An 18587-nucleotide genomic window follows, 5' to 3' on the forward strand; every position below is an offset into this window, starting at 1 on the left:
CATTCTCCATTTCTCAATCATGTGTATTTTTCATGAAGCAGAGTACGAATCTTCACTAAATAAATTTAGAGATTTGAATACTTCAACACCATGAATTCACACTATAACTTTAAAGTTATGGAAATCCGTTTCTGTCCAGATGGTAAGAAACCCAATGCCAAAGGACTCGTTAATTTAAAAGTAGGTATCCATTTAGAAGGCTTTAAGCCTATTTGGGCCGCAGCGGGTATACAAGTACCAGCCGAAACTTTTAATACCGATATTCAATTATGCTTAGAATCTAAGCATAATAAGTTAATGCCCCTTGGCCTCTACAATGATAAAATATCAAACGCTCGCAAAAAGCTAGAAGCAATAAAGATGGCTTTTGAATATGAAAGAGTAGAGTATTCACCAGAGGATATACTTGAACATTTCAAAAATCCATGTAATAAACCAATAACTTTTCTTGCATTAATAGAAAAAACCTTGAACGAATACTCTATTACACTAGAACCTAATACGCTTCGTAGTCATCAATCTACAGCCCGTAATATTAGAGAATACCTATTTACATCCAATCAATCAGCCATGCTAGCCAGTAAGATAAATAATGATTTTCTAAGGCGAATGGATTATTACTTTAGAAATGACCATGTACCTAAATCCTATACACATGGTGAAAAAATGAAATCCACCTCAGTAGAAAAAATTATCAAATTTGTCAAAAAGGTTATTGCCTTTGGAGTTGACAGCCAAATTTTACATTCAAAAAGTAGATACCAATGACGTATCGCATGATTATTCGCATTTAACACAAGATGAGCTTTTAAAATTAGAAGAGCTTTCCAATGTATCATCAGAAAAGTTTAGCCGCTTGATAGATGCCTTCCTTTGGATGTGTCATACAGGTCAGAGTCATGTTGATACCTCTGGCATGAGCGAAAGTCAGATCCATGCAATCGACGATATGATTATGCTTGATGGTAGACGAGGTAAGACCAAAATACAATACAATGTTGTTATTAACCAGAAGGCACTCGACCTAATTACAAAATACGACGGCATAGAGAATATTCCTTATATTCACCTCAAGGTTCTTAACGAAGAAATTAAAATAGCTCAGAAGATATTAGGTTTCAAGGTTAACCTCTCGACTCGTGTAGCCCGACGAACATTTGCCCAGTACTGGTACAAACATACAGATATACCAGACAAATTTGTGTCAAAAATGTTAGGCCATACCAAAGCAGATGCTTCAAAGAATTATACATTTGTAGGTATGGAAAGAAGGAGTCTCAAAAAAATGATAAAACATTAAATGCAATTATCCAATCTATTGATGGTATTAATATTAAAACTAGACTAACATGGAACACGTAAAAGCTTCTGGATTCTCTATTCAATCATATACAGATGAACATCGAGAAAAAATTGATGAGTCTTTAGTAAGTTTAAGGTTTATGAAAGAAGTAGACACCTTGCTAGATTATAAAAATCTAAGCAATAGGGATTTAGCTTCAAAATTGGGTTGCTCGGAATCTTATATAAGTCAATTGATGACTGGAGTAAAAAAAATAAATACTTCCTTCATTAATAAACTTGAGAAAAAATTAGATGTTAAGGTTGACTTTAGATTCTTTCTCAAGAAAGAAGAATGCTATTTACAGTCATTACCAAAGTCAGTTAACGTATCTATATCTTTAGATAAAGGCTTTCACCCAGCACAACCAATTGAATGCTTTGTATCAGTCAACAGCCCTACTACAGAAAGGGTTTTAGACTTAGATAGAGATACATATAAAAAATACTAGAGCTATATATGGATAATCCTAATTAAGTTATATTTCAGATGAGAATTTCTTCAATTCAAGTTCTTAGTTTTTCTCAATTTGAAATAGCAGGTCTTGACCCAATAGAGGATAGAGAAATAGAGTTTCAAACACAATATGACCTTCGACTTTTTGAAGAAACTAGTGAAATAGGGATAACGTCAGTTGTAGTGCTTAAGTTAATGAAGCGAAATGTAAATTATGCAGAAATGAAAACGCTTGTTAAGTTTAAGATAGACCCTCTGTCGTCAGTTATTCGGAAAGATTCTCCCAATTCCTTTGCACTACCTGATACACTTGTACTAAATTTAACTACAATAGTTACAGGTACTATCAGGGGTATATTGTCAGAAAGAATGAAAGGAACTGTTTTTCAAAATGAAGTATTTCCTTTAGTTGATTTAAATAGTATTTTACAACAACAAAATTAGATTAGGAATGACGCAAAGCATTTTGATTGCAGTATTCATAAAAAAACAGTCGGGCGGTGCTCCGCTTAGAAAAGCTATCAAAGCCTTTGATGATATTGTAGCTAAAATACGAGAAATCATAAGACCCAATAGAAGTTTACCCAGAAATCACAAGCCAAAAAAAGTATTACATGAAATACAAAAGGCTTTGATGGCTCTTAACTAAACGGCACTGGATGTAGAACTATATACTAAATAGCCCAATCGGTTTCTGATTGGGCTATTTTTTTGTTCTAAATTTAAAATCAAGGACGAAATATATTTACGCTTAAATTTACTTTTTGCTACCAAAATGGTGAGCCGTAGCCAACGGCCACAGTTGTATCGAAGTAAATTTTGCTACCTAAATCCATTTCCCAACGAAGAATTTCTACGCACAGACACCCAAATAGATGATCAAGGTCATTAATTTCAATAAAAATCAGGTAAATGTTTGATATTTATCTGATTAACCTATACTATTGCAGTATAAAATAACTAAATACATTCTGCAATCCATCAATACTTTTCTATGAAAAACATCTATTACGCCAGCCCTTTTGCTTTTCAAGATATTTACTATCTGTGTCAAATACCGTCGTAGCTATAGGCTATTGTCTGTCCATTATTCTTTACGCATCTGTTCTAATTAGTAGCCTTAATTTATCTACCGATGAAAACCCGTACTACACAAGTGATGAGGGTATTATTGTTTATACTACTTCATCCATTATTCAATTTTACACCCTTAGCTCAAATAGATTCTATCAAAGCCAAATTGAAGGAATTAAGAGCCAAACAAAATCAGGTTGAGCTTACCTCTCAAGATGTCCTCGAACCTAACCTCGTACCTCCTTCGCCTACGGCTGCTAGTTTAGGAAAATATACCGATTTCCCTGTAAACCTCTACAATGGCGTTACCGATATTAGTATTCCTATTTATGAGGTCAAAACCAAAACTGTTTCAGTACCCATTTCGTTGAGTTACCATGCTTCAGGGATTAAAGTTGGCGAAGTGGCTTCGTGGGTAGGTCTTGGATTTAGCCTGAATATTAGTGCTATCACCAGAAGTGTTCGTGGTTTGCCCGATGAGGAAACAGGCGGTTTTTTCTCAACCCGTTTGCATTACCCCAATCCTGACAATATTTCTTTTGCCACTACTAGCCCTTCTATTTGGCAACCCGAAATCGTTGGTGTAGCCAAAGGAACTATTGATTTTGAGCAGGATATTTATATGCTCAGTGCCATGGGGAAAAGCTATAAACTCCTTTTTAAATCTAATGGTACTATCCAAACGATTCCTCGGAGTGATTTAAAAATCACGGTTAATTTTAATACCAATACTTGGCAAGTGGTTTTGGAAGACGGCACAAGACTTGTTTTTGGAGGCGATACCGCCACCGAAATCACTGATGGAAGTAGCCTTGATTCAGCCCCCTTTGGTTCAACGTGGTACTTAAAAACCCTTACCTCGCACCAAGGAGATGTCATTACCTTTGTTTATAACAACTCGATTATACCAACAGATATAACCTTTAGCGAAAGTGACTTTATTAAGGTAATAGAACCGCCTTACAGTGGTGTCACCGATTCAGATAATAGTCGGATAACCCTCAAAACTCGCAATATTGGTATTAAACGTTTGACAAGAATTCTGTCGGATAACGTATCTGTTGAGTTTGTCCCAGAGCCTACCGAACGAGAAGACCTAGAAGGGGATTATGCTTTGTCTACTATCAAGGTAACGCCCAAGGGAGCTACCACCAGTACAGAGGAATATAAGTTTACCTATAGTTATTCTACAGCCGTAAGTAGTGTCGAGCATAATCCTAACAATAATACTACCTTTCGGAAACGACTCAAGTTATTGAGTATCGAAAGAAAAGTTGGCAGTACCCTATATCAGCCTTGGCGTTTTGAATACAACCCTGTAGGCTTACCTTCTCGACGAGCCTTTGCTCAAGACCACTGGGGGTATTTTAATGGAGCTGTGTCCAATCAAACTTTATTGCCCGACTACTACCTTGAGCTACCCAGTGTAGCCAATATAGACCCGATGAACTATGGTTTTTTTCCGCCCAAACACCGCATAGGCAATAAAGAGCCCGATGCAGTGGCCATGAAGGCCGAAATCCTTCAGAAGGTAACCTACCCAACAGGAGGCTATACACAGCTTTTTTATGAGGCCAACGCTTATACGACAACAGCTCCAGTCAAAACAGCTATGAGCCAAACGCTCAACCTCAATGCAGCTACGGTGACAGCTCTGAAATTACCCAATGGCGTTGAGGCTACCAATACCCTGTCTTTTTCTATCAATGATTCTCAATATATCAATTTGAGTTTTCAGGGTGAATTTAGTGCTGCGGCCCTAAGCGATGTCAATCCCACGAGTGTGGTAGCTACTTTGGCTTTAAGAAATACGAGTGGCACGATACTTTGGTCAATCAATTATCGTAAAAATCAGCTTGTCGACAACGCCTTTATTATGGGCTTGAAATATTTGAATATTCAGAATATTACCACTGCCCAAACATTTACTTTAGAACTCAGAACCAATATTATTCCACAAAATTCCAACGATTATAGTCTTAGCTCAACCGTCAAGTGGTATTCACTAGGTAACCCAACTCCCAAAATCCAGTTGGCAGGAGGCCTTAGAATGGCCAAAACCAAAACTTTTGATGGCTTAGGAGCAAAATCCTCTGAGAAGTTTTATCAATACGAAAACCCTTTTGTCATTTATCAAGCCTCTAACAGTGATTATTTAACCAACATAGACGACATTCAATTGGGAGAAGCAGGAGGCGTGAAAACGTCACATGCCTATACCCGCAACTCCAGTGCCAAATTCACCCTTGGCAGTATTCAGGGAGGCACAATTGGGTATGGAAAAGTCACGATTTTGTCTGATTCGCTAGGGGCTAATGGCAAAACGGTTTCTTCATTTCTCAACAATACCGATGAAGGGGTAGCAGAATCAAAGGTTTTTCCATTTCCACCCATCAATCCCAAAGACTACAAACGAGGCTTATTAACCCAACAAATAGATTATCGTAACGACGGTACAAAGGTCAGACAAATAGACAATACCTATTTGTTCGAGCCAAGTGCCAGTATTTCGGGTGTAAAAGCAGGTTATAATACTACTTACTGTAATACCTGTTGTACAAATGCTAATAACTATTGTGGTATTTTGTATTCAATCTATCTGTTGTCGGCCGACCAAGTAAAACAAGTTACCAGTGTCGAACAATCCTTTGAGCCAACAGGCCAATATGCCGTCGAAACCAAAACATCGTACTTTTACGATAATAGCAATTATACCCAAATTTCACGAACCCTTACCACCGAAAGTAAGGCCAAAAAGCTAACCATCAATTCGGTAGGGGTAGATAGCCGCAGCATCGAGACATCCATGAAGTATGCCTATGATTTTCCTTCCAATAGCGTATTGGCAGGAATGACGGCCAAAAATATGATTGCTTCACCCATAGAAAAGACTACCCGTTTGGTAATGGTAGCCGACAATGGTACAATCAGCTATGCCCCATTAAACTACCAGAAAACCAGTTATAGTCAATGGTCTTTGGGCGATTCGATGTATTATTTGCCTCAAAAGATAGAAACCCAGCTAGAAAATGGGCCACTACTTACCCAAATAGATTTTCTCAGCTATGATACCCGTACCAACCTGACTCGTTACCAGCTTCGCAATGGCATAAGTATGCAGCTAGCCTATTATACCACTACCGATGTAGGAAAAATAGATTTAGTCAAAACTCATACCATTGGAGGGGGCGTATTGGGCAATATTCTGGCCCGAACCAATACCTACAACTACTTTCCCCTTGTTGGACTAAGCTCTATCAACGACATCAATGGGTACAATACTACTTTTGGGTACGATAATTTCAATCGACTGTCTACCACCACCGACCATCAAGGGTATTTGTTGGCAGATTATTTCTATCATTACCCCAACGAATCAGCCCCCACCAACCGAGGAGTAAGCCCCACCAACACCATGGCTTACGTGATTAGTAGAACAGCCCGAACAGCACAAACGGGGAGTGTTTTAGACCCTGATATTACCAAAACCCATACCCAAGTTCAGTACATAGACGGTTTGGGTAAGCCTTTGCAAACCCTCAACTGGAAAGCTAGTCCAAGCAATGTTGATTTGGTAAGCACCAGTATTTTTTATGATAGCTATAGTAGAGTTAATACGACGGTTTTACCTTTTGCAAGCTCCCTTGCTACAGGACAGTTTGTGAGTAATTCGCTAGCCCAAGCCAATGCTTTTTATGCCGATACCTGTTCATTTAGCCGTTCTATTTATGAGCCAAGCCCCCTAAACCGTATAGGCAAACAATTTGGAGCAGGCCAAGCATGGCGTTTCAATGATAAGTTTACGGCTTATTCTTACCTAACAGCAGGTAATGAAGTGGTGATGTTTAATATCAATACCAACGGGAGTGTAAGTGCCAATACCCGTTATCCAGAAAGCTCGCTTCACAATACCCTATTAACCTCAGAGCGGGGTTTATGGACAATAGAAATAAAAGACAGACAAGCCCGAACCATTAGCAAATACCAACAATTAGAAGCAGGAACTTTTAATTTTGCCATAACGGCATACGTATATGACGACTTGGGTCGCTTACGCTATGTAGTTCCGCCCGAAGCCTACAAACTCTTTGATTCGGGGACAAAAACCACTTTTACAGAAACCGAAACGTTATTTTTGGAAGGCATCTACGGCTATCATTACGACAACCAAGGGCGTTTAACCGAAAAACATATCCCTGGCACAGGCTGGACACGCTATGTTTATGACAAACAAGACCGAATCGTCCTCGAAAACGATGACAAAGATGCCAATGCCAGTCCCAACTACTGGAAGTTTAGCCAGTACGATGCCTTGGGGAGGGTAATCCGAACAGGACTTATCAATAACATTGGTACGTATAGCCGTAGCCAATTACAAAGCGAGTTTGATGCCGTAAGCATTCCCTACGAAGAAAGAGGCTCAACCCTTTTGGGCTATACCAATCGCTCGTTTCCAAGCAGTTATACCCCTGCCGAGACCAACGTAAAAACGGTCAACTACTACGACGATTACACATGGCAAACAGAAACAGCCTACAACTTCCAGGCGGCCAACGCCTTCCATACACAAGCCAATACCAAAGGCCTCCAAACAGGAGCATTGGTACGAAACCTTGAAAGCAACGACTGGTACAAATCTGTCAATTATTACGATTATAAAGGGCGAGTTATTCAAGATTTCCAACAAACCATTCGGGGGAACATCATTAGAAAAGATTATCAATATCGTTTTAATGGCGAACTTCTAACAACGAGAATCACCAAAGGCTCAAACATTAAAATACTCAGCTATGAATATGACCATTTAGGCAGAAAAACTACATTTAGACATTCTTTAAACGGTAATGAAAAAACCATTGCCAAATATATCTACGATGAAATTGGACGGTTAAAAAGCAAACAATTTAGTCCTACATCGGCTATTGGGAGTTCTCAAACAGGCGATTGGACAAACTCCACTACATGGCAAGGAGGCAGTATTCCAAGCATCTCTGACAACGTCCGTATCAATACGGGGCATAATATCACCATTCCTACAGGCAAAATAGCCACCGCAGGAAGTTTATTCAATGCAGGTACATTACAGAATTATGGGACATTAAACTTAGGTAGTTTGTCGGTAAACACCAATACAGGAATATTACAAACTATTGATTACAAATACCATATCAGAGGTGGGCTAAAAGGTATCAATCTCGATGCCAATAACAACCTAACCAATAGCCTATTCAGCTACAAACTCGACTACGAAGAAGACGGTACATACTACGACGGAAATATCAGAAACCAATATTGGAAAAGCAATATCGACGGTATCCAAAGAGCCTACCAATACAACTACGACGGGGCTTCTCGTATCACCGCTGCCGCTTATGGAAGTACCAAAGCAGGAGAAAACTATGCCCTAAATAATGTAACTTATGATGCCAATGGCAATATCAAAACTCTTAGTAGAAATGGAGCAACGAATACCAATTATACCAGTTTTGGTAATGTCGATAACCTAAGTTACACCTATCAAACCAATTCTAATAAGCTCCTAAAAATTCAAGATGCCACCATTGGCAATCCAGACTTAGGCGATTTTAGAGATGCTACTAATACCGATAATGATTATGAATATTGGGAAGATGGTAGTCTGAAAAAGGATAAGAACAAAAAGATAGCCTCCATCACTTACAATTATCTCAAACTCCCCAAAACAATAACATTCGACAACGGAAGAACTATTACCACCCAGTATGATGCACAAGGCTCAAAACTCAAAAAAATAGATTCTAATGGCGAAACAACCGATTATGAAGAAGATGAGATTTATGTAAATGGTAGTCTCTACCAGATTTCGCACGACGAAGGGCGTATCAACGCACAAGGACAGTACGAGTATAATATCACAGACCATTTAGGTAATCTAAGAGTATCACTCAAAGACTCCGCAGGAATTGCCACACCTACCCAAAGTATTTTTTACGACCCTTGGGGTTTGTCGATGAAAGGGATGCAGATAAATAAAAATTATGCTAACTTTAACAAGCACCAGTATAATGGTAAAGAGTTTGACGAAGCTACTGAATTTATAGATTTGGGAAATAGAATACTAAATCCCACAATAGGTAAAATGATGTCAATTGATAGGTTTAGTGAAAAATATTATGGGATGAGTCCTTATCAATTCGCAGCAAACAATCCTATTACTTATGTAGATATAAATGGCGATAGTATTTCACTAAATAAAGACTTTAGTTCTAGTAAGTATGCAATGTCAGCATATAACACATTTATTGGTACCAATGCAGGAAAGCAGTTCTTAAAAGATTTTGGAATTGGAGGTAAATTTGAAAAAGTTAGTATTGTTTTTGGTCTAAAAAACATGTGGGCTACAGGAGGAACCAAACAATTTGCTATTGATAAAAATGGTTCTAAAAAAGAAATACGAAATGAAGATGATGGCTTGGGGAAAGGTGTAATAACATCATTACCAAGTAAAAGTACACTCGAATTCAACGTTAATTTACGATGGAGTTCATGGGAACAAGAAAGTGAGCAAGAAAATCCAGGGGAATTCTATAGTAACCTATCAAAGATTGATAGAGGGTTGGTACTGTTACACGAACTGCAACATGTTAGAATTAATACAGAGGCACTATTGTTTGGCAAGACAGCAATATCAGAAGAAAATCAACATAGATTAATGAAAGCTACAGATGGTTCATATTTTCAAGAAAGAGTGAACTATTATAATCAATTTAAAAACCAAATTCGTAGAATTTTTAAAAATGAAACAGAAACTAATAAGGTTATTCAGCAAAGGGTTAATGCTTTTGATATTAAGTAATGTTTTTATAAGCTGTCAACAAAAAGATAAACCATTCCTAATAGTAGATTTCCATGGAAATATTTTTGAGCTATACTTTAATAAAAAAGATACCATTGGTATATTAAAGGATGATAAACATAGTATTTTGCGTAGTGGTAAAAGTCACGTAATATTCAAAAAAAACACTATATACTTTACCTTGTTTGACTACCAGTTAGTATCCTATGATATAGCCAACCAAAAGGTATTATATCGCATTGAGTTAAATAATAAATTCAATATAGACATCAAACTTAGACAGATTGATAACAACTTTATTGGTTTAAGCTCAGATAATTCTATGTATATTTTAGATAGTACCTTAAACGTTATAATATCACCTTTGGATAGCATGTTTCGAGGCAATAGAAAGCTTAAAGAAACCTCAAAACCAGAATGGTACTATTACGTTTTAGAAAATCGGAATATCCAAATACATATACCTCAATTTAATGGGCAAGAAATCGTCAAAACTTTCAAGTTCTAGGTAATTAGGAATAATGTTTCATGTTATTCAAGGAGAAAAATAGACTATTGTCTCAATACAATAAGGAGTTGCTCCCTATTTTGTCTAATATAATTATTGATTGCTTTAAAAATGAAGTATATAATAGAGACTTGATATGTAAATTATTACTAAACAAGAACGTACTTTTATGGAACTGGGCTGAGTTTGGAGGACATATGATATTTCATAATTTTGAAGGTTGCCTTTTGAGTGAATATCTTAAAGCCTGTTTATCTGGGGTCTTCTATTAATGATATTCCACCGTGGTAATCTATAACCCTTTGTCAATACAACTGAGGCTATGTTATTGTAGCTTTGGTTGTATTTAGTAAAAAACTAAAGTCGTCTTGTAAACCATCAAGCCAAGTTTATCTGTTAAAAATAGATAGTCTTGGCTTTGTTTGTATTGGTGAAAAATCAGAAATAGAACATTCCTCACAATTAACTAGCCTAAAATATCACAGACCATCTAGGCAATCTAAGAATAGCGTTTAGAGATTCTTTGGGCATAGCCAAGATTACACAAGCTAATGCCTACGGTGTTTGGGGGGAAGATTTACCGACTCTGAAATACCTTAATACGCCTAAAATAAACAACTTTGGATACTTAAACCGTGAATTTCAATCTGAAACAGGATATACAGATTTAGTAAATCGCCAATTTGATAATATTATTGGAAGGTTCACAAGTCAAGACCCCGTAATAGAAGGACAAGAACACTTATCTTTATATCAATATAGTTGGAATAATCCGATTTTACGGTCTGATCCTGATGGTAAAGAACCATGTTGTGGGGGAGCGTCACCATCAAGTATTCTATGGTCATCAGCAGGATATACTCATAATCCAAATGAAGCTGAAAGTAAGCAGTTAGCAACAACTCTCTTAAAAGATGTAGGAAAAGGTTTGGCCACCGCAGCTTTAATACTTATGCCTGTGGAAGAACTTGCTGTAGAAGGGTTAGCTTTGATTGGTTTAAAAGTAGAATCAACGATATTGAAAGATGCAGCAGCTTCGCTTTTGAAAAGTGAAAGTACAATAGTGAAGGAAAGTGTTACAACTGAAAAAATAACGAAAGCTTATGAAAGACCAAACAGTGCAACCACTAAATCTGATGGATATGCTCCAAAAGAGGCGTTGCCCAGAAATACAGATGGTACGCCAAAGGCAGATCCAGAAGCTTTAGGACGACCACATACTCAGTTAGGAACAAAGGGTGGAAGTAAAGGCGATTATAGGCAAGCAAGAGAATTTGATGGAAATGGCAAACCTATTAGAGATATTGACTTTACAGATCATGGAAGACCACAACAAGGTCATACTAATCCACATCAGCATAGATACATTCAAAATGAAACGGGAGGTACAGCGAAAAGAGGTAAAGCTGAGTCTCTATAAATAAAAAATAAAATGAATGATTTAATAAAGCTTATTGGTAACGATGATTTTTACTTATCTGTAAAATTGTCAGATATCTTGCAAAAGATAAATAATGGTCAAAATTACCAATGGAAAATTATGCGTTTAGAAGCTATAATGAAGAATAATTCTTTTTATCACATTGTTGAATTGGAGGAAGAAATAAGTAATTCAATTTCTGGCTATATAATGCAATGGGAAGAATTAGTTGAATTATCAAACCAAATTTTTCAAACAATAGAAATTTTATTAGTTGGAGATAAGGATTTTAAAAATAACTTGACTGAAGAGGAAATGAGAGTTACTTATAACTATTATATAGAATTAATAGATTCTTCTTTTTGGGAAATTAGTAGTAACGACTTCCTTTTTTTAGAGAAGGTAAAGCAATTAGACTAATTAATACCTCTCACTTGGCTTAGAGTTCGCCAATCTCATTGTATGTTATTAACCCTTCTTGGGCTGAGTGTAGCGTAGCGGAACGAAGCCCAAGAAGGGTGTTTTCAATTCCTAAATAGGGAAACGCAATTTGAAACAGGCATCGACTTGATTCACAGGCAATTTGCCCCCCAAACGGGACGTTTTACCTCTCAAGACCCCGTAATAGAAGGACAAGAACATTTATCATTGTATCAATATAGTTGAAATAATCCGATTCTCAAATCTGACCCTGATGGTAAAGAACCATGTTGTGGAGGAGTAATAGATTTTGTTTCAGGAACTATAGACGCTATCATGGAAAACAATATTCCATTAGCGACAAGTTATGTAAACCCCAACGGTTCTAGCTCTTACCGTGCAGGAGCAACAACAGGTCATATACTTTCAATGATTGGAGCAACAGCCGAAATCATCACAGGTATAGGTGGCGATGCAACAGCAGCGGTAGGAGAAGTCGTGACATTAGGGGGAGCCACCCCAGTAGCAGTACCATTGGCAACAGGCAGTACAACAATGATTTTACATGGTGGTTCTACGTTTGCAAAAGCAGCTTATAATCTTAATTCCGAGGGAAAACACCCTAATTCAAACTCCACGAGTGGAAACAATAATGCTGCTCAAGTTGGAAAACAAAAACATAAAGAGCTGTCAGAAAAAGTGCTAAAAAAAGATGGATGGGAATCAGAGCCTGCATTGAAAGGTAAGGATGGCAAAATATATAAGCCAGATGTTGTAACTCCTAGTGGCAACATGCTTGAATATAAACCTAATACGGCAAGAGGAAGGTCAAGAGGAAAATCCCAAATGAAGAAATATGAGGAACAGACTGGTAGAAAAGGGCGTGTAATATATTATGAACCGTAAAATATAAAAACCATGAAAGATCTGATAAAGAGATTGTTCAAAGAAACAACTATACCTGGTTATAATAAATCTAATCTTACTTTCTTTAAAAGAAAGAATAACTTCACTTATATTATCAATATCCAACCCAGTAGAAACAACATAAAGGGGGAAGAATATTTTACAATAAACATAGGTGTATACTGTCCAGAAATCCATCAATTGATATGGGAAAAAGTGTCTAAAATTCCAGTCGAAACGGAATGTACATTTAGAACGAGAGTTAATTATTTTTTAAATTCAAAAAAAGATTTTTGGTTGGAATTATCTAATGACAATGAGGTATTTTATAAAACACAAAATTTTATTACATCATTAATAGAAGAAAAAATTAACCCTTTTTTTGATTTTGTAATTGATTATAATGCACTAAGAAAAATAATGATTGATTGGGAAGGTAGCGATTCTCAATATCCACTTTTTAAAATACAACTTGCGGTAATTGATTTTTTATGTAACGATCAGAGAAAGGCATTTGAAGCATTACAAAAAATTTCAGTTGATAAAGTGTGGGGAGAAAAAGCTATTAAAGTTATCAGTAATTTGCAAAAATATGTTCCGTAAGGCTATGAATATAGAGTTTAAAAATTGTCAATGACACTACAATATTCAAATAAACAATAGATTAGCCTTAAAGAAACCCATAGCTCGAATAGCTCAATTAAAAAACGATTGAGCTATTTTTATTCTGAATTTATGATTATACATATATGATACGAAAAATGGATTAGTATCGAGAATACCCAGTTACCATAAATTTTATATTTATGTACGATTATACCAACCCTATTGCTATAGGATGTGACACAAACTCCTGAGCAGACTTACCGTCTTTTTGACCATATACACTTCTACCTTGATTACAAATACCATATCAGAGGTGGGCTAAAAGGTATCAATCTCGATGCCAATAACAACCTAACCAATAGCCTATTTAGTTATAAACTCGACTACGAAGAAGACGGTACATACTACGACGGAAATATCAGAAACCAATATTGGAAAAGCAATATCGACGGTATCCAAAGAGCCTACCAATACAACTACGACGGGGCTTCTCGCATCATCGCTGCCACTTATGGAAGTACCAAAACAGGAGAAAACTATGCCCTAAATAATGTAACTTATGATGCCAATGGGAATATCCTTAGTCTTAGTAGAAATGGGAAAATATCGCCAAACTCTTGGGGAGATATAGACCAGTTAGCCTACACATACAATACTAATTCTAATAAAATAAAAGCTGTTAATGATGCTTTGTTACTCAATAACCCAAATGTAGGTGATTTTAGAGATTCCTCTAGTGCCGAAAATCAATATATTTATGCTCAAGATGGTAGTTTGATTTTTGATGATAATAAGAAAATTTCAATAGATTGGTATTATTTAAAGCTACCTAAAAAAATCACCAAAGCCAATGGTCAGTGGAAAGCATTCATCTACAACGCACAAGGGAAATTGTTACAAACTCAAACCTCTGAGGGCTTACGCTTAGATTATGTTGGTAATCTGATATATGAAAATAATACTCTCTATCAAATTAACCATGAAGAGGGGCGTGTTACAAATGGAAGTTATGAATATGACATTAATGATCAGGCAGGAAATTTAAGGCTAAGTATTAAAGATAGTTTGGGACTTGCCAAAATTGTCACCAAATTAGATTATGACCCATGGGGAATGCGGTTAAAAGGTTTGGATTATTATAATCCTGGAACTTACAATAAATTCAAAACCTTTTCTGGAAAAGAATTACATGATACTTTTGGTTTTAACCTATTATCTTATAAATATCGGTTTCATGACCCAATTTTAGGACGCTTTATTTCAGTTGACCCACTCTCAGAACAATATTCCTACAATTCACCTTTTGCTTTTGCAGAAAATAAATTAGGATTGGGAGTCGAATATGAAGGGTTAGAGTTAGTCCCTTATAATTTAGGAAATACTTTATGGAAAGAAGCAGGTTTTTCACATAATCCTAGCCAGGAAGAGAATGTAGATATGGCTCACAAGGGAGCTGTTTATGCTGCAAAAACTACGGTTAATGTATTAGCTACAGCAGTTTTGGCAGAAGTTGGCATAACACTCCTTCGTCCACTTTTGTCAGGAACAGTGGTAGGAGAAGTATTAGGAGTTGCTACTGAAACTAAAAATGTTTCTAGGGCCTTAGATGCAGTTGAAAAACTCCCAGAGGAAATTTCTCAGAGGAGTATGTACTCAAAAATGGGAGAAAAAGAACTCCTTAGTTCTCAAAAAAGCTATACTAATCTAGTAAAAGAACATCAAATTAAATTGGAAGAGTTTAAAGCAGACCCAATTGGCAAAACAAGTCCTGAAAAAATGGCTCAGGCTCAAAAAGGGGGAGATAATGCGATAAGAAAAGTTATAGAGGGGCGTATAAAGTCGTTAGAACAACAGATTAGAAAACAAGAAGGTGAATTAAAAAAGATAAATCAAGAAATTGAAAACAGAAAAAAATAGAAATTATGACAATAGAAACAAACGCTATAAAAGAAATATCTAGTAAGGTATTAACATTCATAAATGATAATATTTCGCAAGTAGATATTGACAAAGATTACTACACTATTATTAGTAGTGATGAATGGTATAATATAAATACTGAAAAATATACTTTAGTCGTAGGATCATTATCTGAAGACTTAGAATTCCTAAAGCAAATTATAGAGGATAATAGGACTGTCTCTATTTCTGATTTAGATCGACTTTCTGCTATATTCCGAGCAATAAGTCAAGCAATTAACCCCATTTAATATAAATAGTAATATGTTAGATACCAAACCTTAGAATAATCTTATAAAGAAGATGACGCAAAAAACAGGTCTTATATGCATTAGTATCTTATCTACTCTTTGTATCGGGTGCGTAACTGATTTTGATGAGCATGAAAACAATATATTAGAACAAAAAATTGTAAAGGTTTTTGATGAAGCCCAAAAAATCAAACAAGGGGAAGCCTTTTTGTTTAGGATGGATACTCTTACTAATTTCCACTGGGACAAAATGTACGCCTTTGTACATCTTGATACAAAAAGAGATGTTGATCAGAAATTGGGATTTGATTGGAATTGCTACAACTTTCCATATCTTAATGAAAAAGATAACCTTTTTATCTTTGTCAAAGACAATAAAGTAGTTTCATACGTATTTTTTGAAGCTAATAATTATGACAAAAAAGATTTGTACTTTCAGTCAAAACTACATAATGAAAAATATTATACCCCTCAGAACTCATTATTTAGGATAAGGAAGATTTATTCTATGGGGGGACCATTAGCATTGGATGGATTTGGCATAGTACACTCTGGTCAGCGTAGTGTCCAATAAAAGGTGAAAAATGTTGTAAGTATATTAGCCGTGTCAGGTGATAACACCTTGCACGGCTAATAAATTTACGATGCTATAGGACGGTTAAAGAGCAAACAATTTAATCCAACATCAGCTATTGGGAGTTCTCAAACAGGTGATTGGACAAACTCCACTACATGGCAAGGAGGCAGTATTCCAAGCATCTCTGACAATGTTCGTATCAATACAGGGCATAACATCACCATTCCTACAGGAAAAATCGCCACAGCAGGAAGTTTATACAATGCTGGTACACTACAGAATTATGGGACATTAAACTTAGGTAGTTTGTCGGTAAACACCAATACAGGAATATTACAAACCCTTGATTACAAATACCATATCAGAGGTGGGCTAAAAGGAATCAATCTCGATGCCAATAACAACCTAACCAATAGCCTATTTAGCTATAAACTCGACTACGAAGAAGACGGTACATATTACGACGGAAATATCAGAAACCAATATTGGAAAAGCAATATCGACGGTATCCAAAGAGCCTATCAATATAGCTACGACGGAGCTTCTCGTATCACCGTTGCCACTTATGGAAGTACCAAAGCAGGAGAAAACTATGCCCTAAATAATGTAACTTATGATGCCAATGGGAATATCACCAATCTATCAAGAAACGGATGGAAAGCTAACAATACCTTTGGGCTAATTGATAATCTCAATTATACTTATAATACCAACTCCAACAAAATACTAAAGGTAGATGATGTTTCAGGAGAAGAGTCAAGTTTCAAAGATGTATCAGGGAATGATTACACCTACTGGCAAGATGGTTCTTTAAAATCAGACAATAACAAAGGCATTACGCTTATTGAGTATAATTATCTTAAATTACCTAAAAGGATACAATTTGCAAACGGTAATTGGATAAATTATGAATATAATGCAAGTGGAACAAAGTTAAAAAAGACTTTATCAACGGGTAAATATACGGATTATGAGGAAGATGATATTTATGAAAATGGTATTTTATATCAAACTACACACGACGAAGGTAGAATCGTAAACGGAGAATATGAGTACAGTATCACAGACCATTTAGGAAATTTACGAGTTGCGTTTAAAGATTCACTAGGAGTTGCCAAGATTACACAAGCTAATGCCTACGGTGTTTTTGGGGAAGATTTACCAACTTTGAAGTATGTAAATTCTTTAAAGAGTAATAGGTTCACTTTTCAGGAACAGGAATTACAAGGTGATTTTGGATTAGGATGGTATCAATTTAAATGGCGAATGGAAGACCCTATTTTAGGGCGTTTTATTTCGGTTGACCCAATGGCGGAAAAGTATTCACATTGGACACCTTATGCTTTTAGTGGTAACAGAGTTATTGATGCAAGAGAACTTGAAGGCTTAGAGCCATATATAGTTACTGGACGCTCTTTCATACCCAACAAAACAGTAGCAAACCCGCTTGCTCCAGTTTCGAATACAAAATCGTTTAAAGGTGACGACAGACAATCATATCAGTCAAATGCAACATCTTTTAGAACCGAACAAAAAGTCCGAGTTGATTTTGATAATAAAAAAGTGACGACTTTAAATAATGTAGCGGCCGGGTCTGCTGGTCTTAATAGCCAGGGTAAAATAGTAGAAACATCCCAAGCTTCAAAAGCAGGTCCAAATCCCACTTATGATAAGACTTCGCTTGAAAAAAGCAATTCTACAACAATAAATATGCAAGTTGATGCGTCAAATAAACTTGTTTCAGGAGCTCCAGCAATTAATTACGACGTAAATATTACAATAACTCCTCAAAGTGACGGGTCTGTTGATTATAAAATTAGTGGTTATACTGATGGTTTCCCTGCATATGAATTTTTTATTACTAATGAAGCTAATGGACAATCCACTTTAATATATGGGAGTAATCCAAACCAAACAGGTAATTCTCCTAACTCATTATTCCCTCCGATGGATAAAAAAGTTGATAATTCAGGAAATACTAATGATAAAAAGAAAACCCACAACAAAAATAATTAATTATGAAAAACAAAAATTTGATGCTTAGGTATTTCGGCTTGACCTCTTTAATTATTGGAGTTGTTCTAAATATAAAAATGTATTTGTATCAAGAATGGCCAACATACTTATTCTATGTACTGTGCTTTATTGGGATAGTGCAAACAATACTGTCTTTTACGCTAAAAGACATAAAAAAAGGCTGGCAAGTATTTTGGATACTAATCCCTTTCATTTT

At 36.1% G+C, this 18587-nt stretch carries 15 protein-coding genes; all 15 read left to right on the forward strand.

Going from position 1 to position 18587, the window contains the following annotated elements; genetic code table 11:
• Positions 1 to 117 precede the first annotated feature (117 nt).
• The 15 genes from FLEMA_RS0107010 (at position 118) to FLEMA_RS0107085 (ending at position 18370) form a co-directional block, all read left to right on the forward strand.
• Entirely contained in the window at positions 118 to 768 is a 651-nt protein-coding gene (locus FLEMA_RS0107010; protein ID WP_159102659.1) for a phage integrase SAM-like domain-containing protein, read from the forward strand.
• Complete coding sequence (locus tag FLEMA_RS0107015) at positions 701 to 1300, forward strand: site-specific integrase (RefSeq protein ID WP_144080052.1); 600 nt, start codon at positions 701 to 703, stop codon at positions 1298 to 1300. Before FLEMA_RS0107010 ends, FLEMA_RS0107015 begins: the two co-directional genes overlap by 68 nt.
• Positions 1301 to 1349: 49 nt before the next feature.
• Positions 1350 to 1793: a helix-turn-helix domain-containing protein gene (locus FLEMA_RS0107020; RefSeq protein ID WP_026994850.1), complete on the forward strand. Its 444-nt coding sequence runs from the start codon at positions 1350 to 1352 to the stop codon at positions 1791 to 1793.
• A 38-nt stretch (positions 1794 to 1831) separates the two neighbouring features.
• Positions 1832 to 2242, forward strand: a complete 411-nt coding sequence (locus tag FLEMA_RS0107025) for a hypothetical protein (protein WP_026994851.1) — start codon at positions 1832 to 1834, stop codon at positions 2240 to 2242.
• A gap of 7 nt (positions 2243 to 2249) precedes the next feature.
• Positions 2250 to 2447, forward strand: coding sequence for a hypothetical protein (locus tag FLEMA_RS0107030; RefSeq protein WP_026994852.1), 198 nt, complete (start codon positions 2250 to 2252; stop codon positions 2445 to 2447).
• A 486-nt stretch (positions 2448 to 2933) separates the two neighbouring features.
• Complete coding sequence (locus FLEMA_RS0107035; protein WP_026994853.1) at positions 2934 to 9707, forward strand: DUF6443 domain-containing protein; 6774 nt, start codon at positions 2934 to 2936, stop codon at positions 9705 to 9707.
• Entirely contained in the window at positions 9649 to 10215 is a 567-nt protein-coding gene (locus tag FLEMA_RS0107040; RefSeq protein WP_044171033.1) for a hypothetical protein, read from the forward strand. The genes FLEMA_RS0107035 and FLEMA_RS0107040 overlap by 59 nt, the downstream gene beginning before the upstream one ends.
• Positions 10216 to 10738: 523 nt before the next feature.
• Positions 10739 to 11635 carry an RHS repeat-associated core domain-containing protein gene (locus FLEMA_RS75970; RefSeq protein WP_052354000.1) on the forward strand — a complete coding sequence of 299 codons (897 nt, stop codon included), beginning with the start codon at positions 10739 to 10741 and terminating at the stop codon, positions 11633 to 11635.
• Between the two features lie 12 nt (positions 11636 to 11647).
• The gene (locus FLEMA_RS0107055; protein ID WP_026994856.1) at positions 11648 to 12055 is read left to right on the forward strand and encodes a hypothetical protein; all 408 of its coding nucleotides are present in this window, start codon (positions 11648 to 11650) and stop codon (positions 12053 to 12055) included.
• 336 nt (positions 12056 to 12391) lie between these two features.
• The gene (locus FLEMA_RS0107060) at positions 12392 to 12961 is read left to right on the forward strand and encodes a hypothetical protein (protein WP_044171035.1); all 570 of its coding nucleotides are present in this window, start codon (positions 12392 to 12394) and stop codon (positions 12959 to 12961) included.
• 12 nt (positions 12962 to 12973) lie between these two features.
• Positions 12974 to 13564, forward strand: a complete 591-nt coding sequence (locus tag FLEMA_RS0107065) for a DUF4304 domain-containing protein (RefSeq protein ID WP_026994858.1) — start codon at positions 12974 to 12976, stop codon at positions 13562 to 13564.
• A gap of 237 nt (positions 13565 to 13801) precedes the next feature.
• Positions 13802 to 15484: an RHS repeat domain-containing protein gene (locus FLEMA_RS0107070; protein WP_026994859.1), complete on the forward strand. Its 1683-nt coding sequence runs from the start codon at positions 13802 to 13804 to the stop codon at positions 15482 to 15484.
• Between the two features lie 5 nt (positions 15485 to 15489).
• Positions 15490 to 15777 (forward strand): hypothetical protein, encoded by a 288-nt coding sequence (locus FLEMA_RS0107075; protein WP_026994860.1) that lies wholly within the window; start codon positions 15490 to 15492, stop codon positions 15775 to 15777.
• Positions 15778 to 15829: 52 nt separating this feature from the next.
• On the forward strand, positions 15830 to 16351 hold the full coding sequence (locus tag FLEMA_RS0107080; RefSeq protein ID WP_026994861.1) for a hypothetical protein: 522 nt from the start codon (positions 15830 to 15832) through the stop codon (positions 16349 to 16351).
• 309 nt (positions 16352 to 16660) lie between these two features.
• Positions 16661 to 18370: a DUF3238 domain-containing protein gene (locus tag FLEMA_RS0107085; protein ID WP_026994862.1), complete on the forward strand. Its 1710-nt coding sequence runs from the start codon at positions 16661 to 16663 to the stop codon at positions 18368 to 18370.
• Positions 18371 to 18587 lie beyond the last annotated feature (217 nt).

Origin of the sequence: Flectobacillus major DSM 103 (assembly GCF_000427405.1) — a bacterium.
GTDB classification, from domain to species: Bacteria; Bacteroidota; Bacteroidia; order Cytophagales; family Spirosomataceae; genus Flectobacillus; species Flectobacillus major.

Excerpts from the sequence above, each read along its gene's own strand:
- FLEMA_RS0107060 (WP_044171035.1), top strand. The coding sequence starts at position 12,392 with ATGGAAAACAATATTCCATTAGCGACAAGTTATGTAAACCCCAACGGT.
- FLEMA_RS0107035 (WP_026994853.1), top strand. The coding sequence starts at position 2,934 with ATGAAAACCCGTACTACACAAGTGATGAGGGTATTATTGTTTATACTA.
- FLEMA_RS0107065 (WP_026994858.1), top strand. The coding sequence starts at position 12,974 with ATGAAAGATCTGATAAAGAGATTGTTCAAAGAAACAACTATACCTGGT.
- FLEMA_RS0107020 (WP_026994850.1), top strand. The coding sequence starts at position 1,350 with ATGGAACACGTAAAAGCTTCTGGATTCTCTATTCAATCATATACAGAT.
- FLEMA_RS0107025 (WP_026994851.1), top strand. The coding sequence starts at position 1,832 with ATGAGAATTTCTTCAATTCAAGTTCTTAGTTTTTCTCAATTTGAAATA.
- FLEMA_RS0107055 (WP_026994856.1), top strand. The coding sequence starts at position 11,648 with ATGAATGATTTAATAAAGCTTATTGGTAACGATGATTTTTACTTATCT.
- FLEMA_RS0107040 (WP_044171033.1), top strand. The coding sequence starts at position 9,649 with ATGAAACAGAAACTAATAAGGTTATTCAGCAAAGGGTTAATGCTTTTG.
- FLEMA_RS0107030 (WP_026994852.1), top strand. The coding sequence starts at position 2,250 with ATGACGCAAAGCATTTTGATTGCAGTATTCATAAAAAAACAGTCGGGC.
- FLEMA_RS0107075 (WP_026994860.1), top strand. The coding sequence starts at position 15,490 with ATGACAATAGAAACAAACGCTATAAAAGAAATATCTAGTAAGGTATTA.
- FLEMA_RS0107080 (WP_026994861.1), top strand. The coding sequence starts at position 15,830 with ATGACGCAAAAAACAGGTCTTATATGCATTAGTATCTTATCTACTCTT.
- FLEMA_RS0107010 (WP_159102659.1), top strand. The coding sequence starts at position 118 with ATGGAAATCCGTTTCTGTCCAGATGGTAAGAAACCCAATGCCAAAGGA.